Here is a 24,483-nt window from a genome sequence, read left to right on the forward strand (position 1 = left end):
GGACGGCTTCATTGCAAGGCGCGATAGAAATCCAGCTTCATGTCCTCGGCCAGGCAGGAGAGGATCGGTGGAACAAGCCGATCGTGAAAGTCGATATGCATGTGTTTTTCATAGGCCGCTTCATCGCGGAAGGTGGCGACGATCTGGAACAGGTCCGGATCGGTCTCCGACTGGAACAGCTCGTAGATCAGCGCATCCGGCTCGTTCTCGAAGACCAGCTCCCTGAGTTCGGATTGCAGAGCGATCATGTCGGCACGTTTTTCAGGACGGGTCCGCAACCGCGCGATGAAGCTTTTGGCGGCAATGGCCATCATGCCCTCCCGTGCGGGGCAAGATCGAACAGCATCTCGCGCTCGTACGTGCCTTCCATGCAGGCGACGATCTGTTCTATCAGGGGCTTGTTGTGGTCGTAGGCCATGTGCGCCTGGTCGGCAGCCTCATCCACGAAGCTTTCGTGAACGGCGTACATGCCCGGATCGGCCAAGCGGAAGAACTTGTAGTGCAAAGTTCCCGGCTCCCGTGCCGAAAGCTCCTCCATTTGCCGTGCAAGGGCAATGAAGTCATTCTCCCGGTCATCGCGAACGCGGAAGCGAGACAGGAAACTGAAAGCCATGTGTGGCCTCTCCTCTCAGGGGCGAGCACAAGGCCCGCAGCGTCTCTCCGATGCCGCGCCTTTTTCTGACGCGTACCGGCGGGAGCATAGGCGATGCGGCTAGGAAAACAATCACGAATGTTTGGTATTTGCTTGTTCTTTCGAGCAGCCGAAGTGCATCTGCATCGCCCGCGGATACATCTACAGGGGAATGGCACAAAAAAACATACATGAATGATTGCCAAACGCCGTCAGCGTGATACTTCTTGGTGGAACCCGCAAAAAATGGCGGGGCACTAGGAGAGAGGCATGATCACCAGGCAGCTTTACTGCTCGTCTTGCGCGTTTGCCCTTGTCGCCGGACTTGCAGGCACTTCCGCGTTCGCACAGGCTACAGCCACGGCGGACGCGGCGTCACAGTCCAGCACGCAAACCAGCCCCGGATTGGCAGAGATCGTCGTGACCGCGACCCGGCGCGCCACTGACCTTCAATCCACCCCCGTCTCCGTTTCAGCAGTAGACAGTACGCTGATCGCGCAGGCAGCACCGCGCGACCTTGGCGACTTGGCGGCGTTCGTGCCCAATTTTTCTGCCGCGACCATCGCGAACTTCAACGCGGCGAGTTTCGCTATGCGCGGGGTCGGCCAGACCTCGATCATCGTGTACTTCGAACCGCCGGTGGCGGTGCTGGTCGATGACTTCGTCGTGCCCTCCGTGCAGACACAGTTGCTGGATCCCTTTGACATCGCGCAGGTCGAAGTCCTTCGCGGCCCGCAGGGAACGCTGTTTGGCAAGAACACCACCGGCGGTGTAGTGACGGTACGTACCAAGCGGCCGCAACTGGAATATGTGGGCGTAGATGCCCGTGCCGAATTCGGGGATTTCGGTCAGCGTAAGGTACAGGCTGCGATGAACGTGCCCATCGGGGACATCGCGGCCCTGCGGATCGTCGGTGGCTACGAGAAATCCGACGGTTACTACGAGAACGGTGCCTGCTACGGACCCGTAGCCGGCTTCGTGCCCAACAAGTTCCAGGGCGCGCAGGGGTGCCTTGGCGGCGAGACTCTTGGCGGGAAGGACGTCTGGCAGGCACGCGCCAAGTTACTGGTGGAGCCGTCGCCGGACTTCAGCGCGCTTTTCCAGTATGAATGGATCCGCGACCGCTCGGACTCGGTGCCCTCGGTCAACGAGAACTATCTCTATACGGGCACCAATCCGTTCCTGACCGATCTTCTGGGGCTGACCGATCCCGATGCACAAGGTACGGATCCGCTCAAGCGGGCGGGGTACACCGGGCGCCACGACGGCCTGATGTACATGGACAAAGGGCAGCGGATTTCAGTTGACGGCTTCTACGCGAACCTCGAATACAACACCGATGTGGGCACCATCACATCGGTGTCCGGGTATCGGTCTCAATGGTCCCGCCTTCCCAATTCCTACGCCGGCGCCACAGCGATTGCACCGGATGGTCAATACCTTTCTTTCTTCGATGCCACGCGCGACGATAACCGGAAGACCTGGCAACAGGAACTACGCTTCGCATCCGATCTGGAGGGGCCGTTCAACTTCGTCGCGGGTGGCTTCTATCAGCGCGACAAGATCGACTTCTGCGTGGCGCAACTGCTGGGCTTCCTTGACCTGACGGCGGGTCCCCTTCCGTTCGGCAACAACAACGACGCTCCCTATCTCCTGTGCAACGCGCAGCGGGCCAAGTCGCGTGCACTGTTCCTGGAAGGCACGCTGAAGCTGGGCGAAAAGCTGACGATAACGGCGGGCGGGCGCTACACCTGGGACGACAAGACCTGGCTGGGCCGGCAGCAAACGTACATTCCGGCGCTGAATGGCGGTTTCGACCCCAGCATCGTCATCGATGAAGCGCTGGACGCAAGCGTCTACAACTTCCCAGCGGGCGTGGTCACCGTGAAGGACAAGTGGCGTGAGCCGACCTATCGGGCCAGCATCAGCTATCAGGCAACGGATGATCTCTTCATCTTCGGCGGCTATTCAAGGGGTTACAAGGGCGGCGGCTTCAACGATCAGATCGGCGGGTTTGCCGCTTTCGGAAGCGACCTCGACGCGTTTCGGCAAGCTGCCCGCGCGACGAGCCCGGAAACCGCCGACAGTTTTGAGGCGGGCATCAAGTCCCAGTTCCTCGACAACCGGGTCCGCTTCAATCTCACCGGTTTCTACGTAAAGTACAAGGATCTCCAGAAGCAGCTTAACGTTCCGATCCAGGTGAATGGGCAGCCGAACCAAGTGACGCTGTTCGTCAACGCCGCCAGCGCCACCGTCAAGGGCATCGAGGCAGAGCTCTCCGCCACTCCGATCGAAGGACTGACCCTGCGGGGCGTGCTTGGTTATCAGGACGGCAAATACAACAGCTACACCGCGGAGAACGCAGGGTACGATCTTGCGTCCGCGCCGCTGGACCGGGCGCCCAAATGGCAGTGGACCATCGACGGCGCCTACTCGCTTCCGCTTGGCAGTGATCACAAGATCACGCTCAACGGCAACGTGGCTTATACCGGACGCAACCTCAACACGCAGGCCATCGATGACCCGCTCGGCAATACCTTCCTCAACGCTCGGACGCTGGTGAACGCATCGCTCACGCTCGCGCAGGCTGATGAGCGCTATTACGTGCGCGTGATCGGCAGGAACCTGACTGACGAGCGTTATCGGGTCGGCATCCAGAACGTCGCCGGGCTCTGGCTCAATTCGCAGTACGGGCCGCCTCGCTATTTCGGCGTCGAACTTGGCGTCTCTTTCGGTGACCATCTTTGAATACCGGCAGGGCAAGAAGATCCGGTCCGTCCCCGCGAATGAAAGGAGTGTCGGTGAGGAGTGTTCGTAATGTGCGAAGCCACGCCCTTGTGATCGGAGTCGCATGGTCGCTTGCAGCATGCGGATCCGAAAGCCGCATCACAGAGGAGAAAGGGGCCACCACCGCAACCTGGGAGCGACAACTCGACGACGCCAGCGACGGGGAAGACTGGCCGGCCTTCGGTCGCACCTATGGCGAGCAGCACTATAGCCCTCTGGAGGACATCAACACCGGCAACGTCGCGGATCTGGGCCTTGTCTGGGCGGTGGACCTGCCCCCGGGCAACCCGGCTACCGGCCCCATTGAAGTCGGCGGCACCGTATACCTGGCGGCCGGCTACTCCGTCGTGCGAGCCATTGACGCGGTATCCGGGAAGGTAAAGTGGGAATACGATCCCAAAGCGCCGGAGGCTTCCGGCGTGCGGCTTCGGCAGGGATGGGGCAGCCGCGGCATCGCCTACTGGAACGGGAAGGTCATCACGGCCACTCAGGACGGCCGCCTCATTGCCCTTGACGAGAGGAGCGGCAAACCCGTTTGGACGGTCCAGACGCTGGAGGAGGGGGCGCCGATGTTCATCTCCGGCCCACCGCGCGTATTCGACGGAAAAGTGATCATCGGAAACGCAGGCTCTGACGAGAGCGCTGTGCGTGGCTTCGTGACCGCTTTCGATGCAGACAGCGGAAGGCAGCTGTGGAAATTCTTCACGGTTCCCGGCAACCCGGCAGACGGCTTTGAGGACGAAGATCAGGAAATGGCCGCCGGGACCTGGAGTGGTGAATGGTGGAAGTATGGGGGCGGCGGTTCTGTGTGGAACGCCATCACCTACGACAAGGCCAATAACCAGATTCTGCTGGGCACCGGGAACGGAGCGCCATGGAACCACAAGATCCGCTCGCTCGGCAAGGGTGACAACCTCTTCGTCTGCTCTATCGTGGCTCTGGATGCGCAGACGGGCAAGTACAAGTGGCATTACCAGATCAATCCCGGCGAAAGTTGGGACTTTAATGCCGCCATGGATATGCAGCTTGCCGACCTGACGATTGGGGGCGTCCGGCGCCAGGTGGTCATGACGGCTCCCAAGAACGGCTTCTACTACGTCATTGACCGGAAGGACGGCAGGCTCATATCGGCAGAGCCCTTCGTAGACGTCACCTGGGCGAAGAAGATCGATTTGGCGACGGGACGACCGGTCGAAAATCCCGGGATACGCTATGAAACCGGAAGGGCTACGTTCCGGCCGACACCGCTTGGAGCGCATAGCTGGATGCCGATGGCATACAGCCCCAGGACAAAGCTGACGTACATCCCTGCGATCGACCTTCAGGTCCATTTCGACGATACCGGCATCACCCGGGAGAACTTCAAGTTCGCCGAAGGGATGGCGTTGTCGCCGGGGGTCGGCTACGCGATTGATGCGGGGGGCAAGGATGTGACAGGCTGGCTCATCGCCTGGGATCCGGTGGCGCAGAAGGCCCGTTGGAGGCTGCCGATGCCAACCCATGGCAACGGCGGGATCATGGCCACTGGCGGCAACCTCGTGTTCCAGGGCCGGCCGGATGGCGGCTTTTCTGCATACGATGCCGGCACGGGCAAGCGATTGTGGAATTTCGACGCGCGGGCAGGGGTCGTGGCGCCTCCGATCACCTATCGGGCGAATGGCCGGCAGTACGTGACGGTGATCGCGGGTATCGGTACAAGCGTGGGCCTGTTCGGCCCCATGTTTGCGCAGTACAATATCGACTATCGGACTCAAGCGCGGCGGGTCCTCACATTCGCCATCGGCGGCAAGCAGCAATTGCCGCCGCGCGTGCCCTACAAGGCTGTCGCCTTCGACGATCCGGGTTTCAAGCCAGACGCTCCCAAGGCTGCAAGGGGCGAGGGCATTTTCGGCGGGCGTTGCGCGGTGTGCCACGGCACGGCGGTGATTGCAGGCGGAACGGCGCCCGATCTTCGGGTCTCTCCCATTCCTGCGGACCCGACCGCATTTGCCGAGGTCGTGCGCAACGGCGCGCTGGTACCGGCGGGAATGCCCAAGTTTGGTGAGTTCACGCCCGACCAGCTTGAGGCCCTGCGCCACTATATCCGCACGCGTGCCAATGCGCTGCGCAGCGGACGCGGGGAGGAGGATACAGGGTCCGCGCACAAGACCGGCGAGTGAGCCTTTGATCGCCCCGCAGTTCACGCTGCGGAGTCGGGAAAACGGCCCTCCCGTCTTGAGAAACAGTCATGACTGTTTTCTAATCAAAGCTCACCCGCAAAAGCGAGTCGTGCAAGAAGCGGCCGCCGGGTTGATCCCGAGGAGAGGGAACCATGATGAAGCTCGACTTCGACGACTGGAACATTCACGTCGGTGCCCCGCACCCCTTCAACGCCCGGGCCGTGCCCAAGATTGATAACGGGACCGAACGTCCGGATCCGCGCCGCTACCACGACCCGGATTTCATGCGGGAGGAGTGGGACAAGGTATTCGCGCGTAGCTGGCTGCTAGCGGGTCCGGCTTCGGATATCCCTGAGGCTGGCGACTTCTTCACGTTCACGATCGGCCCGGAAAGCTTCATCGTCGTGCGAGGAGAAGACGGCGTCATTCGGGCGCATTACAATGTTTGCCCTCACCGCGGGAGCCGGCTGGTCACCGCTGATTTCGGATCGATGGACCGGTTTACCTGCCCGTTTCATTCCTGGAAGTTCGATCTGGAAGGGCGCAACCTGGCGGTGACGGACGAGGAGACGTTCCGTCCCGAGGTGCTGTGTCATGGCCATGACCTCACTTCGGTGCGATGCGAGGTGGCGGTAGGCCTTGTGTTCATTTGCATGGACACCGATGTGGCGCCGCTGAGCCAATGGCTTGCCCCGATTCTCCCGCAGCTGGAGCTTTACGATATCGACAAGATGTACGTCGTTCAGCATCGCCGGTCTGACTGGGGGGCCAACTGGAAGGGCGGCGTCGATGCCTTCGCGGAAACCTATCACCTCCATGCCGTTCATCCGCAGACACAGGGCCTGATGGATGATCGTACGCAGATAGACCTTTGGCCTGGCGGTCTGTCGCGCCAGTTCGTGCCTTTCGCGCAGCCGGCCTCCCGCTATCCCGATCAGGAGACGGTAAACCCGGGCATCCAGTCCATGCTCAGCGATGCCGGCGTCGATCCGAATGAATACCGCGGGACTGCGGCCGAGGCCCGGCATACCGTGCAGCAGGCGAAGCGCCGCCGCTCAGACGAACTGGGGCTCGGATATGACCGGTTCAGCGACAGCCAGCTCAGTGACTCCGTCGTCTACAGCTTGTTCCCGAATGTGCAGATCGGATGCCATCCGGAGGCGATCTTCCTTCATCGATTCCTGCCGCACGCCGATGACCCCAACCAGTTCACTTACGACACCTGTATCCTTTATCGCCATGTAGATGCCCCCGGCTACCGCGCTCCCGCGTGGATGGGGCTGGCCGAAGGTACGGACATGTCGGGCGGTACAAGGCCTGAGGTCGTGCACACGCCTTTGGGAGCACCGCCGGGACTGGGGGAAGTCCTTGATCAGGACTCCGATCTTCTCCCCATCGTCCAGGCGGGCGCACGATCAAGGGGCTTTCGCGGACCCTTGTGGAGCGAACAGGAAGGTCGCTTGCGGCACTTCCACGCCGAACTCGATCGACGCATGACGGCTCCCTGACAGCGGGCACCTTGCCGGGAAGCCGTCGCTTCCCGGCAAGGCCTGCGCTTAGAATGGCCGGATAGTAACGCCGTTATCCACCACAAGCTCCGCCCCGGTAATGAAGCGCGACTCGTCCGATGCAAGGAACAGCACAAGCGCCGCCACGTCCTTCGGATGACCCGGCACGCCCGGTGGCAGCACGCCGTCGGGTATGTCCTTCGGCTGATTCACACGTCCCTCCGCCATTTGCACCATGGCCGTTTCTATCGACCCGGGGTGCACGGAATTGCAGCGAATCTTGTATCCTTTTTCCTGACACATCACCGCGACCGACTTGGTCATGGACCGCACCGCGCCTTTGGCCGCCGAATAGGCGAAGAAGATGGGATACCCAAGTAAGGCGCCCGTCGAACTCATATTGATGATGGATCCGCCATTACCCTTGTTCATCAGCGGGATGGCGTGCTTGCAGCCGAGGAACACCCCTTCGGTCATGATGGCGTTAACCCAGCGGAACTGCTCCAGCGTCGTGTTCTCCACATCTGCGCTGAGGACGACGCCTGCATTGTTGACGAGGATGTCGAGGTGGCCGAACCGCGCCTCGATCTCCTCCATGACCGCGACCCACTGGGCCTCGTCCGCCACGTCGAGGGCCATTGCGAGAGCGCCATTGCCGATGCGGTCGGCCACGGCCAACGCCGGTTCGAGCTTCACGTCGGTAACCACCACGGTTGCACCTTCGCGAGAAAGGGCCTCGCAGTCGGCTGCCCCGAGGCCGGAGCCGCCGCCGGTGACCAGTGCAATCTTGCCTTCAACCCGTCCCATGGCTCTCTCCCAGTCAGCCTGTCGAATGTCCTTTCGCCGGACGGTAAACGACCGTCCCTGGTGGCCTACTATGCCGCTCCGTCTTCCCTAAAGTAATCGGGGATACCCGCAGGCCAGATCACGCCCCATTGCGCCTGTCCGCCATCCATGATGATGAGGTCGCCGTTGATGAAGCGGGCCGCAGGGGAGGCGAGATAGGCAATCGCTTCGGCCACGTCCCAGGCGTTGCCCCGCATCTTCATGGGGTTCGCCTTGTGGAAGCGGGCGAGCGCTTCCTCGGGATACATGCGGAACCCCTCTGTCTCGATCACACCTGGCCCTATGCAGTTCACCCGTATGTTCCACTGCGCCCACTCGGTGGCGAGGGTCTTCGAAAGATAGATGACACCGGCCCGTGCGGCGCAGGTATGCGCGGCCTGCGGCATGCCGCGTTCCACGTTCGCCACGATATTGACGATGTTTCCGGGCTTGCCGTCAGCCCGCCAGCGCTTGGCGGCTTCCTGCATCATCCACCAGGTTCCGTTGAGATTGGTGTCGATGACCGCCAGCCACCCCTTGCGGCTGAAGTCGATGGCGTCCTGTGGGAACTGGCCGCCCGCGTTGTTCACCAGTGTATCGAGGCCGCCGAAATGATCGTGAACCGTGCCGATCAGGGTCTCGATGGCTTCAGGATCACGTATGTTCGTCGGCACCGCCAGCACGTCCGTTCCAACTTCATCGCGCACCAGGTCGACGGTTGACTGCAGCTTGTCTGGGTCACGGCCGCAGATCGCCACGTTTGCGCCCAGCCTGGCGGCAAGCAACGCGGCCGCCTTGCCCATGCCGCTTCCCGCACCGGAGACGAGCAGGGTCTTTCCATCCAGCATACCCTCACGATAAATCGTGGATTGCCGGCGCAGAGCTTCTTCGTCGAGGCCGCGGGCCGGGCGATCCGGTCCGTCATCTTCAGGGCGGAATGTCTTGGGGGTGAAAGATCGGGGCGCGTTCAAATCTGTCGTCCTTGCGAATCACCACGGGGTCTGCGGCAGTGAAGGTCTTCCTGCCACACAGCACCCTAACCCCCGCAGCATAAAAAGACAAACAGGACTGTTTTTATTCAGGCGACCTCATCTCGGCGCGCGGCATCAGCTTACGAATCTGGTCCTCCAGATAAGTGAGCATGGGCGGCACTTTGGCCTTGTCCATCGCACCGGTCTGAACGGCAATCGCCATGCCTTCCAAAATGGTTTGCGACAGGCTCATCGCAAGTTCAAACTCTGCGGGCGCCTCTCGCCACTCGGGGAAAAGCGTCTCTGCGAGAGCATTGAATCGTTCGCGGAACTCTTCCTGTAGCGGAAACAGGATTGCTCCCAGATCCTTGTCAGTCCGCGCGGCCACCGCCAGTTCGTGGAAGGCGATGAAGGCCGGTTTCTGCACCTGCGCCCAGTAGGTTTCGACAAGCGTGTCGACGTCGTGATCCTCCGGCCTCTCGGCCGCGCGACGGAAGGCCCGAAGGCGCTTCTCGTGAAGTTCGATGATTGTCGCCTTGATCATGGCTGCACCATTTTCGAAGTGATGCATCATTGCGCCGCGTGACAGCCCTGCTTCGGCAGCGACGCGCGGCGTCGTGGTGTTGGCATATCCATGCTTGACGAGACAACGGACCGTCGCATCTATCAATCGGGCACGGGTCTGGGCCGCCTTGGTGGCCTGGAGGCTGGCGCCTCCGGCCTTTGCAGGAGCCTTGCTCCTGGCAGGAGCCGCTTTGGTCGCACGGGAAGTTCGGGTGCGCGAGAGAGCCATATGATCCGCCTGAAATTCTACCACCGCTATTCGCGTATCTTCAGGCGCTTACGCCGCCGCGGCTGCCTGGGGCAAGAGCGCTGATTGAGGCCCCGAAGTCCGTAGAGCGTCCCAAAGGCTCTAGGGAACGAATATACACCCCCTTAGTATACAATCCGCTTCAAGACAGGCAGGATTCATGGCACATGGAAGTGTTCGCAACGTCTGCTTGGTGCGGAGGCACGAAGCGATGTGCAAGATCGTCTCTTCAGGGAAAGTGTCGTGTCCAAAGCAAGCGATCAGGCCTACCTGGAATTGCGTGGCCGGATTTTATCGGGTGCCCTCGCGCCCGGCACACAGCTCAAGGAAGAAGAGCTTGCCACCATCTGCGGGGTGTCGCGAACCCCGGTCCGGGAGGCTATTCGCCGGCTCGAGGCCGAGCTCTTCGTCCGGCGTACGGACAGCCAGCGTTCCTTTGTCGCGCAGTGGTCCATCGATGACATAGAAGAGGTGTTTACCTTACGGGGAATGCTTGAAGCCTACGCCGTCCGGCGCGCAGCGTCACGCTGCGACGAGGGCGTGCTGGCGAAGCTCGCTTTGATTAATGAGGCAATGCGGGCCGTCATTGAAGCACCGGATTTCGACGTTCAGACGTACCTTGCGGCCAACGCGGAGTTTCACTCTCTCATTCTGCAGACTGCGGCATCCGACCGGCTGGCGTCCTTGCTTGGCAAGTTGGTGATGCAGCCGGTCGTCCAACAAACCGCGCTCGCATACGATCGCGAGCAGCTCCTGCGCAGCTACAGCGAGCATATCGAAATCACCGCCGCACTGAAGCAGGGCGACCCGGATTGGGCGGAAGCCCTGATGATCGCTCATATCCGCCGCGCCTTGCATGCACGGCTTCCTGCTGCCTCGGCGCCTGGCACTAACCGGTGATGGGCCCCGGCTGACGAAGCCGTTTCGAAAGCTGCGAACTCGAAGATGTACGCGCGTACCGCGAGGCTTTCCGACAGCAGATGCCGCGTGAGAATCACCTGTGACACTTTCCCAGGCAGACCGGGAAAGTGTCGGAAATGACAGTAGCTCACGCCGATCCATCAGTAAGCGTCCTTCGACCTCCCATTTTACATAAGATATATTATCCGACAACTCAGGGAGTTGCTTTGTCGACGAGGGAAGGCAGTGGCACACCCGCTGTGTGCCACTGCCCGCTTTCACGTCGGATCAGCGCGAGCCGAACGCGATGCGGCCTGTGATGCCGAACTCCCGAGGTGCCACCATGCTTACATTGGTGTAAGTACCGGTGAAGGTGGCGGGCGCGCCCCCTGCGGCAGCATTACGATACGGCGTGGCGAGTGGGCCGTTGCCTACCGAAAGCACCGTACGATTGTTCGTCAGGTTCTTCACGAAGGCCGATACTTCCCAGGCTCCATCGGCGGCCCGAAGGCCGGCGTAGAGGTTCAGGAGAGCATAGGCTCCGTAATCGTCGAAGGCGTTGACCGGATCATTCTGGCTGTTACCGTTCCACGAGAGCAGACCCCGCAGATATCCGTCCATGCTATCCGTAACCGGCAGCGAGTACTCGCTCTGGATATTCCCGCTCCAGCGCGGTGCGTTGGCGGATCGCTCGGAAACGTTGCAGGCGGCGAGATTGTCGGCCCCGTATGCCGCCTGAAGCTCTGCCACAGTGGGAGCGGCAGTCACGATGTCGGGAATGCCATCCTTGTTGAGGTCGTTACACGCCACCAGGCCATTGCGGATCTTGCCATCCGCATAAGCGACATTGGCGCTGAGACTGAAGTGGTTGTCGGGCCTGTACGTCAGTTCGGCCTCAAAGCCACGCACTCGAACCGGTACCGGTGAGACGAAATTGAACAACCGGGTGCTTGGCGTGACCGTTACAGCTCCTGACGCGTCGCGGGCGGCATCATACTGAACAAAATAGACGCCGGAAGCAGAGCGATAAGGATAGTTCTTGAAGTCCTGCTGGTAGACTGCAAGGTTGAGCCGCAGCTTCCGATCCAGCAAGTCCAGCTTCACCCCCGCTTCGTAGGATTTTGATGTCTCGGGCGGAAGGATGAGGAAGCTGTTCTCCAAAGGCGATCGCGCAACGCTGAAGTCTCCGGTCACGCTGATGCCCGGGCGGAACGAAGTACCGAAATTTACGTAAGCCATGATGGAATCGTTGAAACGATGCTTGGCAGAGGCCGCGAAGATCGTCTTCGAGAACTCCCGGTCGTCGTTGGCTGCCGGCACGATGTTACCAGCGACGGCCAGCGATGCCTCGTTGCTGAACTTGATGTGCCGTGCGCCACCGGAGAACTCGGTTCCCTGCCCCAAATGGACAGTGATGTTGCCGAAGAACGACTCTTCCTTGCTGGACCCACGGCGTGCGATGGGTGTCGTGATAACCTGAATAAGCTGCCCGTTCGGCAGACCGAGGGCAGTATCCTGAAGGAGATCCGACGGTGAGTTCAGCGTCTGTCGGAAATAGCCTGCAACGTAATCAAACATGTCAAAGACCCGCGCTTCGTTCTGCAGGCGGACCTCGTGACTGGTGCCCTTTGTATAGGTGTGAGTCACAGTGCCATCATAGGGCTCATCGAAGAATGCGTTCGGATCGCCCAGGTTAGGGTCTGCCGAGTTGATGTCCTGCTCAAGACGACTGCCGACATACGTGAGCTTCTGTCCGGCGAACTGTAGCGCGGCCCGCCACGTGAACATGTCGTAATTCTGCTCAATCGCGCGCGGGAGGCGTGCGACGCCAAGGCGTTCGCGTGCGCTGATCGGCCGCGGACTGCTTGGAGCGCCAAGCGAGTAGTTGCTGAACGATGCGACCTGGGCGAACTGGGCACTTTCCGTGTTGACGTTCTGGTACATCCCATCGAAGCTGAGGAAGTCCGTCGGCGTGAAAGCAACGGTGACACGGCCTGACTGCGCGCGGTTGAACGGCTTGCGGTCGTTGTTGATGCTGCGGACTCGGTTACCTTCGTCATCCTGGAGCAGCCCGGCGACACGAACCGCGAGGACATCAGCGACAACCGGAATATTCAACGCGAGATTGCCATTCCACGTGCCGATGTCGTTCACCGTCGTGTTCACATAGCCGCCGACTTCCTGCATGTCGGGCCGCCTGTAAGTGATCGTGATGGAGCCGGAAGGCGATGCACGGCCGCGCAGCGTGCCCTGGGGGCCGCGCAGGACTTCGATCTGGCCGATGTCGTACAGGGCCTGGAACAGCGGCCCGGAGCTCATGGGGGCATCGTTGAGATAATATTCGATGGTGCCGTTGTTGCCGCTGGCGTTCACGTCGAAGTTGACGCCACGCACCGATGACGTGGTGCCGATCCCGTTAGCGTTGGAAGCCATGTTCAGGCCGGGAACGAGAGAGGTGATTTCCTTGAATTCTCGGATATTGAGCTTCTCGATCGCATCCGACGTCACCGCATTGACCACAAGCGGAACCTCCTGGGCGCTTTCGTCACGGCGGCGGGCTTCGACCACGATTTCATCAAGATAGGCGCCTTGGTCCTGCGCCACCGAAGGTGACGCGAACGCCAGAAGGCTGACGCCTGAAACGAACAAAGCCTGCACTCTCATCCGGCACTCTCCCTCGTGCCCGGTCAGGTTCTCCCCGCCGGAGCTTTCGTTGATAGGCGGGGCAGTACGCCCGCCATCTTCCCGCGGGAAACTGACGTAGTTTCAGCTTTGCCGATAGTAGCCACTCTCTAGATCGCTAAGACGATGAGAAGGCCCAATTCCGATACCTTTCCCTCATCCGCGATTTCGTCCCCGATCGGGGATTGCGCAGGTGGGAGCGCTTAGCCGGCGGATGTCGTTCTGCCGGCGGATTCGGGTCCGCATTGAGCCGGCCGCCACCTGCAAGCTGGCACAATCACGCCGGTACGGCTCCAGCAGGACGCCGGCGGTCCCCGTCCAGGATATCGTGATAGAGGGCGATGTAATCGTCAGCCATCCGCCTGACGCTGAAGCGTTCCTCCACGCTGCGCCTGACCTTCAGCCGGTCGATCTCGTCCACCCGCTTCACTGCAGCGACGGCCTCCTCAGGCGTCTCCACGAGGAAGCCGTTGACGCCATCTTCGATGATCTCCCGCATCGAACCGCGTCTCGTAGCGATGACCGGGGTTCCGCAGGCCATTGCTTCCACCACCGAGAGGCCGAACGGCTCGTCAAAATTGACGAGGTGCAGAAGCGCCCGGGCCTTGCCGAGGGCCCTGAGCCTGCCCTCACCTCCGGCCGGTCCCCAGAACCGGGCGTGCTGCGGGTCCAGGCGAGGCTCTACCTCGCGCGCGAAGTAGCCTTCGTCCTGCACGATGCCATGAAGGTCAAGGAAGCGCCCCGAAGCACGAGCCACATCGAGCGCCTCCTTGGCTCCCTTGTCCGGATGGATGCGACCGAAGAAGAGCAGGTCGTCGGAGCCATCGGGGTTGTGCGGAAAGGTCTCCAGATCGATGCCATGATGGATTGTCGCTGCGTAACGCAGCGATGGGTGGCGGTCGGCCGCACTGATAGCCACGAAATGCACTCTGTCCTCGAAAGGCTTGTACATGGGCAGGATGCGATCGGACGAGAAGCCGTGGATGGTCGTCACAAGCGGTGTGTCGACCAGCCTGGAAAAGGCGTGAGCCGGGAAGTCTGCCTGGTTGTGGATGATGTCGAACTCACCGGCACGTTCGAAAACATGCGCGAGATGGCGGTATTCCCAGACCTTCGCATCGATCGACTTGTCCTCGCTGTAGGGCGCCGGGACCACGCCATCAAGGCGTCCGGCGGTCCTGCTGTCCAGCGTGGCGAAAAGGGTCACGTCGATGCCGCGCGCCACCAGTTCTTCCGTCAGCAAGCTCGTCACCAGTTCCCAAGGTCCATAGTGCCGAGGCGGCGTGCGCCAGGCGATCGGCGCAAGCATGGCTATCCGCACCTCAGGCCTCCGGAGCGAGGCTGAGAATTAACCCTTCATCGGGCAGAAGTGTCCCGTCGTAAGGTCTGGCCTGCAGGGTCGACGCAAGAACGTCTCGCACGCTTTCGGCCTGTCGGATCAGAGGCTGGACAGGTTCCGGACCGAGGTTGAGGAGGACGCGCAAACGCTCCCCTTCGTGTTGACGAACGTAGGACAGCACGTCGCCCTCTGCCTTCTCCATCGTGAAAGACCCGACGGATAGCGCTGGATGCGCCCGTCGAAGGGCGAGAAGATGGCGATAGAAGTTGAGCATAGAGCCGGGGTCCCTCTCCTGCGCTGCGACGTTTCGCGTCGGCCAGTCGTCGTTGAGCGGCAGCCACGGCTCACTCGTGCTGAAGCCGGCGTGGGGGCTCGCATCCCACGGCATAGGCGTGCGGGACCGATCGCGCCCGATGTTGAGGCTGGGCTGACGAAAATGCTGCGGATCGCGCATGCGCTCTGGAGGAATCGTCACGTGCCCTATCCCCAGCTCATCGCCTTCGTACAAGGTTGGCGTACCGCGCAGCGTCAGCAGGAGCATGGCCGCCACGCGCGCCTGCGCCTCGCCAATCCGCGCGGCGATACGCGGAGCATCGTGGCTGCCGATGACCCAATTCGGCCATCCGAAGCCCGGGAGAGAGGCTTCGTAGTCCTCTATAACGGCACGCAGGTGCGCGGCGTCCCACGGGCTTTCAATCAAATGGAAGTTGAAAGGCAAATGCACCTGCGGGCGTTCGGGCGTGCCGTACCACCGCGCGTGACGTTCGGCAGGCAGGAAGATCTCTCCTACGAGCAGCCGTTCGCCATAATCTTCGGCCAGCGCCCGCATTTCCGCAGAAATCTCATGCGCTTCGGGCTGATCGGTCGAGAAGTGCTGGAGCAGGCGGTCACGTTCCGTGACATCGGGGGTCCAGTCCGGGTTGAGCGGATTGTCAGGGAACGCCTGATGCTTCACGATGTGCCACAGTACGTCGATCCGGAACCCGTCAACGCCGCGACTGAGCCAGAAGTGAAGCACGTCGCTCATGGCGGCGCGGACCTCCGGATTCCTCCAGTTGAGGTCCGGCTGTTCCTTCAGAAAGGCATGGAGGTAGTACTGGCCGGTGGCCTCGTCCCATTCCCAGGATGAACCGCCGAAGTCGCTGATCCAGTTGTTGGGAACGCCGCCACCCGGCGCAGGATCGCGCCAGATGTACCAGTCACGCTTGGGATTGTCTCGGGAGGAGCGGCTTTCGATGAACCACGGATGCCGGTCGGAGGTATGGTTCGGCACGAAATCGAGCAGCAGCTTGAGCCCTCGTGCGTGCACGGCCGCAATCAGTCGGTCGAATGCCTCAAGATCGCCGAAGATGGGGTCTATGTCGCAGTAGTCCGCCACATCGTAGCCGAAATCGGCCATCGGCGAGGGATAGATGGGGGAGAGCCAGATGGCATCGACACCAAGCGCGGCCACATAGTCGAGGCGCGCTTCGATGCCGGCCAGATCGCCGATTCCGTCACCGTTGGAGTCCTGAAAGGAACGGGGATAGATCTGGTAGATCACGCCACGTTCCCACCAGGGTATTTGCCTCTCGCGCATCATGTGCAGCGTAAAGCCCGAGGGTGACGGCAGTTCCGAGGCACGCTGCTCGCCCGCGAACCGGCGCTGCAAGCTCTTGATCTGCTTTAGCCGGTTGCAAACACCGGAGTGCTGGATCGTTCTGCAACAACCATGCGACCCGCCGGTTACATCGGGGCTGGTCAGGCTTCGGAGATGTGGCGAATGTACGTGACGACCCGCGATCAACAAGGACCCGCGAGCCGCGACGCCGCGCTACTCCAGTTGCTCACCGGCCTTCGCGGCGCCGGCTACTCCTTCGTTACGCCCACCCCGGCCACGCATGCACGGGTACTCGCACGGCCGGATCGTGCCATCGCCCGGACGACGCGCGACATCTTCGGGTGGAGCCTGCCCTTTGATCGCGACGCCATCCCAGCGGCCTTACTGTCGCTTATGACAGACGCCGGCATAGTCGAGGATGAGGGAGCGCTTTGCCGTTCGACCGTGCGGGTCTCCTCACTCGGCCCTGACCTCTATCTCCACTCCGCCTATCCCACCGAGAGCCGGGATGCCGTATTCTTCGGGCCGGACAGCTACCGGTTTGCCCGGCTGATCACATCCGAGCTTCAGACTATGCCGCCGCCGGCCGGCGCTCACGTCGTCGACATGGGAACAGGTTCTGGCGTCGGAGTCATTGTGGCCGCCCATCTCTGTTCCAAACCGTCGCTGACGATCACCGACATCAATCCGCAGGCGCTGCGATTTGCCGAGATCAACTTGGCGTCGGCCGGATTCGCGGCAACGGCGGTGCTCGGCTCGACGCTGGAATCCATCGTGGACCCCATTGACCTTGCCCTCGCCAATCCCCCCTTCATGGTCGATGAAAGTGCGCGCGACTACCGCGATGGTGGTGGACACCACGGCAGCGGCATTTCCCTTTCGATGGCGCGGATGGCGGCCGCTCGCCTGGCGCCGGGTGGCCGCTTCATTCTTTACACGGGAAGCGCCTTCGTCGACGGAGAGGATCATCTGGCGCGCGAGTTGCACACGGTCGCTGCGGATGCAGGCTGTTCGCTGCGCTACGAGGAAATCGATCCGGACGTCTTCGGGGAAGAGCTCGAGAACCCCGCCTACGCGAAAGTGGAACGGATCGCTGCAGTTGCCGCCGTGATGCGGCGGCCGTCAGCCTAGTTCCGCCTTATCACGACGAGTGGCCCCCTGTCTTGCTATGGGGCTCCTGCATGCGGATGGGGCTCGCCGATGAGAAGGCCCCTTCGGGATCAGAGGCTTAACGCAATAGCCACACGCATGATCAGAGCGGACGGCTTCGCCAGCTTCACCCGTCCCTAATCCAGCCTGGTCACGCTTACGGTCTGCGATAGCAGTTCGGCTTGCCCAAAGATCGTCATGAAGGAAATATCCGTCGCATCTCGCCCTACCGCAATCCGGATCAGGCCTTCGGTGGGCGCAAGTCCGCTTGCATCCACCAGATGCCAGCATCCGTCCAGCCATACGTCGACGACGGCGTGGAAGTCCGGAGGGTCCAGCTTCCAGGCATAGGCAGAGACCAGGCGCGCGGGAATCCCGGCGGCGCGGCTGAACGCCGCCATGACATGCGCGAAGTCGCGGCATACGCCTTCACGTGCCACGAAGGTGTCGACCGCGCTCGTCATCTGGTTGCTGGCTCCGCTGCGATAATCGATATGCTCTGCGATCCAGGCTGCCATCGCGCTGACCAGCGCCCCGCCTTCCAGCGGCCCAAACTCCCGGGCCACAAAGGAGGTAAAGCGGTCCGACTGGCAGAACCGGCTTGGCCAGAGGTAGGGGATGACGTGAGCAGGCAAGGCGCGACGGGGCGTGACGCTCAGGCCGTCGATCGGAACAGCCTGCCTTTCGACGGCGAGCAGACCGCGGTACTCCGCTCGAAAGTCCCCTTCGGCATGGACCCAGGTCCGACGCCCCACACCATCGTCGCCCGGCACCGTCTGAAGCGGTTCGGCGACATTCACGGTCAGCCTGTCCTCGATGAGCCGCTGCTCCGCTGTCGGAGCCGCTTCGATTGCAAGCAGGATGTCCGCAGGTGCCAACATCCGGTAGTTCAACAGGGCTTCTACTTGCAAGCGCATCTCGTCACTCCTGACGGAAACATCTGTCGGGTTCGCGCGGTGCCCGGATCGGTCCTGCGATCGGTCTCCCGCTTAACCGGCGGGTCGGCTCAGGGCTTAAGTGCCCATGAGTTGATGGCAGCCACAGCCCGGCGTCGTTTTCCATTCAGCACCGCCTGATGCCCGACGAAGGTCACACGCTCATTCACCGCCCTGCTCTGCAGCGGCCTGGCCCGGCGGGCGGTTTGATGTGGGCGTGATGCGCCACACCGTGTTGGACAGGTCGTCCGCCACGATCAACGCGCCGCGCGGATCGACAGCCACGCCGACGGGGCGCCCGAATGTCGCGCCGTCCTTTTGGAACCCGGTGACGAAATCGACCGGCGCACCGGCGGGCCGGCCATCACGGAAGGGTACGAAGACTACCTTGTAGCCGACCGGCCTCTCTCGATTCCAGCTCCCGTGCATCCCCACAAAAACGCCGCTCCCAAAGCGCGCGCCCATCGCTGCGTTCGAGAATGCCAGTCCGAGCGGTGCGGTGTGCGACCCCAGCGCATAGTCCGGGCGGATCGCCTTCTTCACCATTTCCGGCTTGAAGGGGCGTACGCGCTTGTCTGGATTGTTCCCCCAGTACGCGTAGGGCCAGCCATAGAACGCGCCTGCCCGCACTGCAGTAAGATAGTCCGGCACAAGGTTCGGCCCCAGTTCGTCTCGTTCGTTGACGACGGCCCAGAGCTGTCCGATCCCCGGTTGCATCGCCAGCGCGGTCGGATTGCGAAGCCCGGTTGCAAAACGGCGAGACGCGCCCGTTTCGGCGTCGACCTGCCACACCATGGCGCGTTCTTCCTCCACGGCCATGCCGCGCTCGCCGATGTTGCTGTTCGAGCCGATGCCAACGTAAAGGAAGCGGCCGTCGTGGCTTGCAGCCAGTGCCTTGGTCCAGTGATGGTTGATCTCGGCCGGTAGACGGGTAACCGTTATCGGGGGCCCGCTGGCCCGGATCTGCCCCATCCGGTAATCGAACCGGACAAGGGCGTCCTGATTGGCCACGAACAGACGATCACCTGCCCGCGCCAATCCGTAGGGTGCATTCAGGTGTTCGGCGAAGACGACCCGGAACTCGTAACGACCGTCACCATCCGCATCGCGCAGGAGAGTCAGGCGATCGCCGCCCTTGACAGGACTGGTCCCCTTCTTCTTGATGAAGCCCGCGATGAGGTCCTTGGGACGTGTCACCGGGGCGTCGCCGCCGCCCTTCCCTTCGGCGACAAGGATGTCGCCATTCGGCAGGACGAGGGCCTGCCGGGGGATCTTGAGATCGGTGGCGATCGGTTCGACTGTGAAGCCCTTTGGAACGATGGGGCGATTGTCCCCCCAGGCAGCGGGAGCCGCGATCGTCATCGTGGGGAACAGGCCGCGCTGCTTCCCGGGCAGTTCGGGATTTTCACCGTATTGCTGGACCTGCGTGTCGCTGCCGCATCCAGCGACCATCAGAGCGAGCGAGGCGGTCGTGAGGAGAGTTGCCTTTCTCATCATACTTCCTCCTCCCCGAAACGTGAAAACCCAAGCCAGGTGGCGGCGCAGCCTAGCAGGAAGACAATGACGGACAGGAAAATCGCTTCGGGCATCATGGCCCACGCATCCTTCGCGTGGACCAGCGAGTCGACGAAGCCCAGAATGAAGGTGGCAGCGAGAAAGACCACAAACAACAGCCACCTGCGGTCCCGCCTGACTTCGTGACGCAGCAGCCTGACAAGGCTCCACAGGAGCGCCGGTCCTTCCAATACCAATCCCCCGGCGAGGAGCCAGGACGCGAAGTTTGCCCATTGAACCTGATAGCTGGACGAGTAAGCCAGATCGCTCAGCAACGCGCCGAGGAACAATGGCAGACTGCCCGCCAGCAGAACGGCGTGAACCGGATGGATGGTGCGCCGCAGCGCTGCATTGTTCACCAAGATCGCTTCCCTCTGAGAGCTTGCTCGTCTGCAACTGGCGGACACCGGCGCCTGCCGGACACGACCCGGCACGTCACTTCATCAAAGCATCGGAGACCCAGTTATCCCTGCCCCAACGCGCGGGGCGGCTGATGGTTCGTTCCAAAATGAACGCAACGGTGCAAAGCAGGCCGTCGGGTGCTCTGCCGAGCGTCCGGCATGTCGCTGAAAAACCATCCGCCGCGGCGCCTTCGTATATTTTCTGTTGCCTTGCGCGGTATCCCGGATGCAGGAGGATTACCCTCGTCCTTTTCGCAATGGTAAACCGGAGCCTTCAGTTTGGCCGTAAGCCCCGCCCGCCGGCGCGCCGAGCGCGCCTCGATCCGAACCACCAAGCTCAAGACTGCGGAAAGTGCCCCGACGCGCCAGTCGCTGAAGAGCGCGCAGACACGCGGGCGACTGATCGAGGCCACCATCCAGTGTCTCGTGAAGGTCGGGTACGCGCGAACGACGACCCCGCTCGTGGCGACGGAAGCGGGTCTTTCGCGCGGTGCCATGCTCCACCATTTCGAGAACAGCGCAACGCTCATACGCGCCACCATCATCGAACTGCATGAGCGGCGCCTGCGTGCATTCCGTCGATCTTCCGAAACGACGGAACACGAACCCGCCACGATGATCACGGCTTACTGGAAGCAGGTGCAGAAGCCCGCCTTCGTCGCCTTCCAGGAACTGGCGCTCGCTGCGCGCACCGACGAGGAGTTGGCTCAGATCATGCGCCCGCTCCAGGTCGAATATCGCGAGCGTTTCAACGCAGAAGCCTTCGCGCTCTTTTCCGAGTGGCGGTCCGCACCCGAGCAGTTCGCGCAGGCGATGGCGCTCTCCCAGACTCTCATCGAAGGCATGGCGATGAGCCTGATGACCGGCGCTCTGGACGAAGCGATGATTCCGGCCCTTCTCAAGATGCTTGAAGACAAGATACGTATGATGCGCCCCGCCGCCTGATCATCGTGTCTGGCGGTGGCCATCGGCGTCGAAGTAGCCGGGCGGGCGGGCGTAGTACTGCGCGTCCAGCCTGCAGTCGACCAGTCCCGCATCCACTGCGATGACCTGTGCCGTGACGTTGAGGGCATCGTCGCTGGCGAGATAGGCAAAGGCGGCGGCGACCTCGTCTGCGTCCACCACGCGGCGCAGGGGATTGCGCGCCTCTGCCGCCGTGCGCATGGTTTCCGCATCGCCATAGGCAAGCTCCGTCATGCGCGTGGGGACGTTTCCCGGCGCCACGGCGTTCACTCGTATTCCGTCCGCCGCGAGTTCGGCAGCGACCGACCGGGTAAGGCCGACTACGGCGTGCTTGGCGGCGGTATAGGCGTGGGGGCCGAGCGGCGCGAGTCCCGCCGCGCTCGCGGTAGACAGGATCACACCCCCGCCCTGCGGCCGCATGATCCGAGCCGCGTGCTTCATCCCATGGAACACGCTGTCGAGGAGCACCGCGAGAGTATCGCGCCAGGCATCGGCCGCGATATCCTCGATGCGTCCCAACGCGCCGAGTTGCCCTGCGTTGTTGATCATGCAATCAAGCCCGCCGTGGACCTCGACCGCGCGATCGACAAGAGCGGCCACCTCGGCCTCCTGGGTGACGTCGCACCGCAGGAAGCCAGCTCCCACTTCGTCGCTCAAGTCCGCCAAAGCCTCCTCGCGGATGTCGCCCAGAATCAGCCGGGCTCCTTCGTGGGCGAAGCGCCGGGCGGTGGCGGCGCCAAGTCCGCTCGCCGCTCCGGTGATCACCGCGACCCTGCCTTCAAGCCTCGTCATCATGGTTTCCTTCACGACCGGGCGGCCACACGCTCTCCGCTCTTAGTAGTGGTACGTGACCTGCACCTGCACCGTGCGCGGAATGTTGGCGTAGCCGCGCTGGTCGCCAAGGCGGCCCGCCGCCGTGCCGGTGCCCGATCCGGTGCCCGGCGAATCCAGCGCGCCGGAGATGACGAACTGGTTGGTCAGGTTCTTGCCGATGAGCGCCAGATCCCAACCCATGTTCGAACTGAGCGTGATCGATGCATCGAGGTTCACGTATTTGGGCTGCGTCGCGATGGGATTGTCGAACGGCGAGGCGTTGTAGCTGCTCGAGTAGCGCGCGTCGGCCGATAGCGCGAGCGAAAGGTCCGGAGTGAGGTCCGTCTCATAGCTGGTGCCGAGCGCTGCGGTCCAGCGCGGCGCGTTGGCGGTCGGCCTTCCGCTCAGGTCCTGAACGAAGAGGCCGCCGTAGGGACTGGACGCCGTCGGGTTGCATCCCTGCGCCGGCGTCTGTCCCGTGACGCAAGGCGCGATGAAGTCAACGTAGCGGGCCTTGTTATAGTTTAGCGCCCCGCGAACGATCAGCCCCGGCATGCCGATAGGCGCCCACTCGGTCGAAACCTCGACGCCTTTGGTCCGCGCGGAGCCGGCGTTCGTGGTGATGTAGCGGAAGGTCTGCGCCTCGAAGAAGTCCACCTGCAGGTTTGTGTACTCGTACGTGTACAGCGCCACATCGAAACGAAGCTGGTTGTTGAACAGCGTCGTCTTGACGCCGCCTTCGAAGCCCTTCGCCTTTTCCGGTTCGAAGTCCAGGTCGCCCGGGACAGATGCGATGGTGTAGGAACTCTGGTTGGAGAAGCCACCCGACTTGTAGCCGGTCTTGAACCCGCCGTAGATGTTGACGTTCGGCGCCGGCTTGTACGAAGCCGTGATTTCCGGACTCCAGTTGTTGAAGGTCTGGTCCGCGTAGATCGGCTCATTCAGACGATTGATCTGTCCGGGGCGATTGACCGGATGAACGAAGAAACTGTCCTTGGTCTCGTGCGTGTAGCGGATACCTGACGAGAGCTCGATTTCGGGAATGACCTTCCAGGTGACCTGCGCGAAGGGCGAAATCGTTTCGCCCTTGGTGTAGGAGTCCTTTCCGAAGGCGACGTATTCCCATTCCGGCCGCTGCGTACTGACCCGTACATTGCCGGAATAGACATACTGGTCGGACTGCAGCTTCGTCTTCTGGTAAAGCACGCCGACCATCACGTTGACCGGACCATCGTAGTTGGTCTGTGCGCGCAGTTCTTCTGAAAACGCCCACCACTTTTCCCGCGAACCAACGTAGATCTGCGTGACGCGCTGCTGATAGTCGCTGTCAGTCAGCCAGCGGTTGTTCTGGTTCTGATAGTTCGTCAGCGATGTCAGCGTGATATCGCCGAGGCTCCACTCCAGATTGTTGGTCGCCTGGTAAGAACGATATTTCGTGTAAAGCTCGCCATCATCACGTGCGAACGGAAAGTTCTCCGCGATCTCAGTCGGCATCTGGTTATGGTAATACTTCCAGTCGCGCTTGCAGGGTACGTCCGGCTGGAGCGTGCTGAACCCCGTCGCGCAGGAGAACACGATGTTGTTCCAAGCGCCTGATCAGCGGTCTCGTTGGCGGAGAACTTGAAGGTGTTGGTTATGGCATCGGTCGGCTCCCATTTCAGAGTGACGCGGCCGACGAGTTCCTTTTCCTTCGGCCCGCGACGTTCGCCGGGCAATGCAACGAGGTTCTGCACCGGCCCGCCAGCCTGGTCCGTGACCGTAAAGGGCTGCGCGGTCGCGTAATTGCGCGAGTAGCCGCCCATCATCTTGGACGCGCGCAGCGCAACGCGCACACCCAGCGTGTCCGTCAACGGAGCGGAGATCATCTGTTCGATGTATGGCCGCTCCGCCTTGAACTCGTAACCCACGCGGGTCGAACCCTCAAAACTTGGCCCGGGATCGGCGGTGCTGATCGAAATCACGCCCGCCGTAGCGTTCTTGCCGAAGAACAAGGCCTGCGGACCTTTCAGCACCTCGATGCCTGAAAGGTCGAAGAACCCCTCGTTGAGAATGCGGCCGCTGGCGTAATAGATGCCGTCCACAATGATGGCGGTAGAGGACTCGATGCCGAGTGCGCTTGCCGGGGTGCCGATGCCCCGCAGTGAAATCTGCGCGCCTGAACCCGTGGTGGCGCGGCCTACCGTCAGGTTCGGAGTCGTGGCAGCGATGCGCTCGATGTTCGAGATGTCCTGCCGAGCGATCTGGGCCGGTGAGTACGCCGTGACCGCGACGGGAATATCCTGAAGCGACTCCGTGCGCTTACGCGCTGTCACGACGATTTCCTCAAGTCCGCCTGCGGTGACCTGCGGCGCTGTATCCTGTGCCAGCGCCGGACTGACGAGCCCGATTGCGGAGGACGATGCCATGAGCCCGGCAAGGCACGCGCGACGGAAGCTTTGTAGGTCCTTCATAGCCG

The 24,483-nt window shown here is 62.0% G+C and carries 20 protein-coding genes; 6 read left to right on the forward strand and 14 right to left on the reverse strand.

The features are described 5' to 3' along the window. Positions 1 to 8: 8 nt before the first annotated feature. Both C2R25_RS19915 and C2R25_RS19920 read right to left on the reverse strand, forming a co-directional pair. Entirely contained in the window at positions 9 to 311 is a 303-nt protein-coding gene (locus C2R25_RS19915; RefSeq protein WP_233204179.1) for a putative quinol monooxygenase, read from the reverse strand. Further along, complete coding sequence (locus tag C2R25_RS19920; protein WP_103730856.1) at positions 311 to 613, reverse strand: putative quinol monooxygenase; 303 nt, start codon at positions 611 to 613, stop codon at positions 311 to 313. Before C2R25_RS19920 ends, C2R25_RS19915 begins: the two co-directional genes overlap by 1 nt. Before the next feature lie 288 nt (positions 614 to 901). Between C2R25_RS19920 and C2R25_RS19925 the strand changes: the two genes are divergently transcribed. The 3 genes from C2R25_RS19925 to C2R25_RS19935 all read left to right on the forward strand — a co-directional run bounded on the left by C2R25_RS19925 (position 902) and on the right by C2R25_RS19935 (position 7,085). Then, a complete protein-coding gene (locus C2R25_RS19925; protein ID WP_103730857.1) occupies positions 902 to 3,379 on the forward strand; it encodes a TonB-dependent receptor in 2,478 nt (825 codons plus the stop codon). A 53-nt stretch (positions 3,380 to 3,432) separates the two neighbouring features. Continuing rightward, positions 3,433 to 5,577, forward strand: a complete 2,145-nt coding sequence (locus C2R25_RS19930) for a PQQ-dependent dehydrogenase, methanol/ethanol family (protein WP_233204182.1) — start codon at positions 3,433 to 3,435, stop codon at positions 5,575 to 5,577. Between the two features lie 155 nt (positions 5,578 to 5,732). Further along, positions 5,733 to 7,085, forward strand: a complete 1,353-nt coding sequence (locus C2R25_RS19935; RefSeq protein WP_103730891.1) for an SRPBCC family protein — start codon at positions 5,733 to 5,735, stop codon at positions 7,083 to 7,085. A gap of 48 nt (positions 7,086 to 7,133) precedes the next feature. Here C2R25_RS19935 and C2R25_RS19940 read toward each other — a convergent pair whose 3' ends face one another. From C2R25_RS19940 to C2R25_RS19950, 3 genes are all read right to left on the reverse strand, one after another. Then, positions 7,134 to 7,892, reverse strand: coding sequence for an SDR family oxidoreductase (locus C2R25_RS19940; RefSeq protein ID WP_103730859.1), 759 nt, complete (start codon positions 7,890 to 7,892; stop codon positions 7,134 to 7,136). A gap of 68 nt (positions 7,893 to 7,960) precedes the next feature. After that, on the reverse strand, positions 7,961 to 8,881 hold the full coding sequence (locus tag C2R25_RS19945) for an SDR family oxidoreductase (RefSeq protein ID WP_103730860.1): 921 nt from the start codon (positions 8,879 to 8,881) through the stop codon (positions 7,961 to 7,963). A gap of 103 nt (positions 8,882 to 8,984) precedes the next feature. Beyond that, positions 8,985 to 9,674 carry a TetR/AcrR family transcriptional regulator gene (locus tag C2R25_RS19950; RefSeq protein ID WP_103730861.1) on the reverse strand — a complete coding sequence of 230 codons (690 nt, stop codon included), beginning with the start codon at positions 9,672 to 9,674 and terminating at the stop codon, positions 8,985 to 8,987. 231 nt (positions 9,675 to 9,905) lie between these two features. Between C2R25_RS19950 and C2R25_RS19955 the strand changes: the two genes are divergently transcribed. Then, a complete protein-coding gene (locus tag C2R25_RS19955; protein WP_233204184.1) occupies positions 9,906 to 10,592 on the forward strand; it encodes a GntR family transcriptional regulator in 687 nt (228 codons plus the stop codon). A gap of 288 nt (positions 10,593 to 10,880) precedes the next feature. On the opposite strand, the gene C2R25_RS19960 is transcribed toward C2R25_RS19955, so the two are convergent. From C2R25_RS19960 to C2R25_RS19970, 3 genes are all read right to left on the reverse strand, one after another. Then, positions 10,881 to 13,256 (reverse strand): TonB-dependent receptor, encoded by a 2,376-nt coding sequence (locus tag C2R25_RS19960; protein ID WP_103730863.1) that lies wholly within the window; start codon positions 13,254 to 13,256, stop codon positions 10,881 to 10,883. Positions 13,257 to 13,551: 295 nt separating this feature from the next. Then, the gene (locus tag C2R25_RS19965) at positions 13,552 to 14,583 is read right to left on the reverse strand and encodes a glycosyltransferase family 4 protein (RefSeq protein ID WP_233204185.1); all 1,032 of its coding nucleotides are present in this window, start codon (positions 14,581 to 14,583) and stop codon (positions 13,552 to 13,554) included. 13 nt (positions 14,584 to 14,596) lie between these two features. Next, positions 14,597 to 16,192 carry an alpha-amylase family glycosyl hydrolase gene (locus C2R25_RS19970; protein ID WP_103730892.1) on the reverse strand — a complete coding sequence of 532 codons (1,596 nt, stop codon included), beginning with the start codon at positions 16,190 to 16,192 and terminating at the stop codon, positions 14,597 to 14,599. Positions 16,193 to 16,375: 183 nt separating this feature from the next. Between C2R25_RS19970 and C2R25_RS19975 the strand changes: the two genes are divergently transcribed. After that, on the forward strand, positions 16,376 to 17,344 hold the full coding sequence (locus C2R25_RS19975; protein ID WP_103730865.1) for a methyltransferase: 969 nt from the start codon (positions 16,376 to 16,378) through the stop codon (positions 17,342 to 17,344). Positions 17,345 to 17,499: 155 nt separating this feature from the next. Here the strand turns inward: C2R25_RS19975 and C2R25_RS19980 are convergent, their stop codons facing one another. From C2R25_RS19980 to C2R25_RS19990, 3 genes are all read right to left on the reverse strand, one after another. Beyond that, positions 17,500 to 18,279, reverse strand: coding sequence for a transglutaminase family protein (locus tag C2R25_RS19980; protein WP_103730866.1), 780 nt, complete (start codon positions 18,277 to 18,279; stop codon positions 17,500 to 17,502). A 180-nt stretch (positions 18,280 to 18,459) separates the two neighbouring features. Continuing rightward, positions 18,460 to 19,794 (reverse strand): sorbosone dehydrogenase family protein, encoded by a 1,335-nt coding sequence (locus tag C2R25_RS19985; protein WP_103730867.1) that lies wholly within the window; start codon positions 19,792 to 19,794, stop codon positions 18,460 to 18,462. Further along, entirely contained in the window at positions 19,791 to 20,210 is a 420-nt protein-coding gene (locus tag C2R25_RS19990) for a DUF2231 domain-containing protein (protein WP_233204190.1), read from the reverse strand. The genes C2R25_RS19985 and C2R25_RS19990 overlap by 4 nt, the downstream gene beginning before the upstream one ends. A 321-nt stretch (positions 20,211 to 20,531) precedes the next feature. Here C2R25_RS19990 and C2R25_RS19995 point away from each other — a divergent pair, with 321 nt between their 5' ends. After that, positions 20,532 to 21,197, forward strand: coding sequence for a TetR/AcrR family transcriptional regulator (locus tag C2R25_RS19995; protein ID WP_103730868.1), 666 nt, complete (start codon positions 20,532 to 20,534; stop codon positions 21,195 to 21,197). Here C2R25_RS19995 and C2R25_RS20000 read toward each other — a convergent pair whose 3' ends face one another. From C2R25_RS20000 to C2R25_RS21120, 3 genes are read right to left on the reverse strand one after another with little or no spacing between them, the layout of a single operon-like run. Then, positions 21,198 to 22,007 carry an SDR family NAD(P)-dependent oxidoreductase gene (locus C2R25_RS20000; RefSeq protein ID WP_103730894.1) on the reverse strand — a complete coding sequence of 270 codons (810 nt, stop codon included), beginning with the start codon at positions 22,005 to 22,007 and terminating at the stop codon, positions 21,198 to 21,200. 42 nt (positions 22,008 to 22,049) lie between these two features. After that, complete coding sequence (locus tag C2R25_RS21115) at positions 22,050 to 23,510, reverse strand: TonB-dependent receptor (RefSeq protein ID WP_233204191.1); 1,461 nt, start codon at positions 23,508 to 23,510, stop codon at positions 22,050 to 22,052. After that, positions 23,402 to 24,478: a TonB-dependent receptor plug domain-containing protein gene (locus C2R25_RS21120; RefSeq protein WP_233204186.1), complete on the reverse strand. Its 1,077-nt coding sequence runs from the start codon at positions 24,476 to 24,478 to the stop codon at positions 23,402 to 23,404. Before C2R25_RS21120 ends, C2R25_RS21115 begins: the two co-directional genes overlap by 109 nt. Between the last annotated feature and the right edge of the window lie 5 nt (positions 24,479 to 24,483).

It is taken from the genome of Novosphingobium sp. HII-3 (assembly GCF_002916655.1).
Lineage (GTDB): Bacteria > Pseudomonadota > Alphaproteobacteria > Sphingomonadales > Sphingomonadaceae > Novosphingobium > Novosphingobium panipatense.

Bases quoted from the DNA above. Each gene is read 5' to 3' on its own strand.
- C2R25_RS19940 (WP_103730859.1), bottom strand. From the start codon at position 7,892: ATGGGACGGGTTGAAGGCAAGATTGCACTGGTCACCGGCGGCGGCTCC.
- C2R25_RS20000 (WP_103730894.1), bottom strand. From the start codon at position 22,007: ATGACGAGGCTTGAAGGCAGGGTCGCGGTGATCACCGGAGCGGCGAGC.
- C2R25_RS19950 (WP_103730861.1), bottom strand. From the start codon at position 9,674: ATGGCTCTCTCGCGCACCCGAACTTCCCGTGCGACCAAAGCGGCTCCT.
- C2R25_RS19960 (WP_103730863.1), bottom strand. From the start codon at position 13,256: ATGAGAGTGCAGGCTTTGTTCGTTTCAGGCGTCAGCCTTCTGGCGTTC.
- C2R25_RS19970 (WP_103730892.1), bottom strand. From the start codon at position 16,192: ATGCGCGAGAGGCAAATACCCTGGTGGGAACGTGGCGTGATCTACCAG.
- C2R25_RS19975 (WP_103730865.1), top strand. From the start codon at position 16,376: ATGTACGTGACGACCCGCGATCAACAAGGACCCGCGAGCCGCGACGCC.
- C2R25_RS19935 (WP_103730891.1), top strand. From the start codon at position 5,733: ATGAAGCTCGACTTCGACGACTGGAACATTCACGTCGGTGCCCCGCAC.
- C2R25_RS19965 (WP_233204185.1), bottom strand. From the start codon at position 14,583: ATGCTTGCGCCGATCGCCTGGCGCACGCCGCCTCGGCACTATGGACCT.
- C2R25_RS19980 (WP_103730866.1), bottom strand. From the start codon at position 18,279: ATGCGCTTGCAAGTAGAAGCCCTGTTGAACTACCGGATGTTGGCACCT.
- C2R25_RS19985 (WP_103730867.1), bottom strand. From the start codon at position 19,794: ATGATGAGAAAGGCAACTCTCCTCACGACCGCCTCGCTCGCTCTGATG.
- C2R25_RS19915 (WP_233204179.1), bottom strand. From the start codon at position 311: ATGGCCATTGCCGCCAAAAGCTTCATCGCGCGGTTGCGGACCCGTCCT.
- C2R25_RS19920 (WP_103730856.1), bottom strand. From the start codon at position 613: ATGGCTTTCAGTTTCCTGTCTCGCTTCCGCGTTCGCGATGACCGGGAG.
- C2R25_RS19925 (WP_103730857.1), top strand. From the start codon at position 902: ATGATCACCAGGCAGCTTTACTGCTCGTCTTGCGCGTTTGCCCTTGTC.
- C2R25_RS21120 (WP_233204186.1), bottom strand. From the start codon at position 24,478: ATGAAGGACCTACAAAGCTTCCGTCGCGCGTGCCTTGCCGGGCTCATG.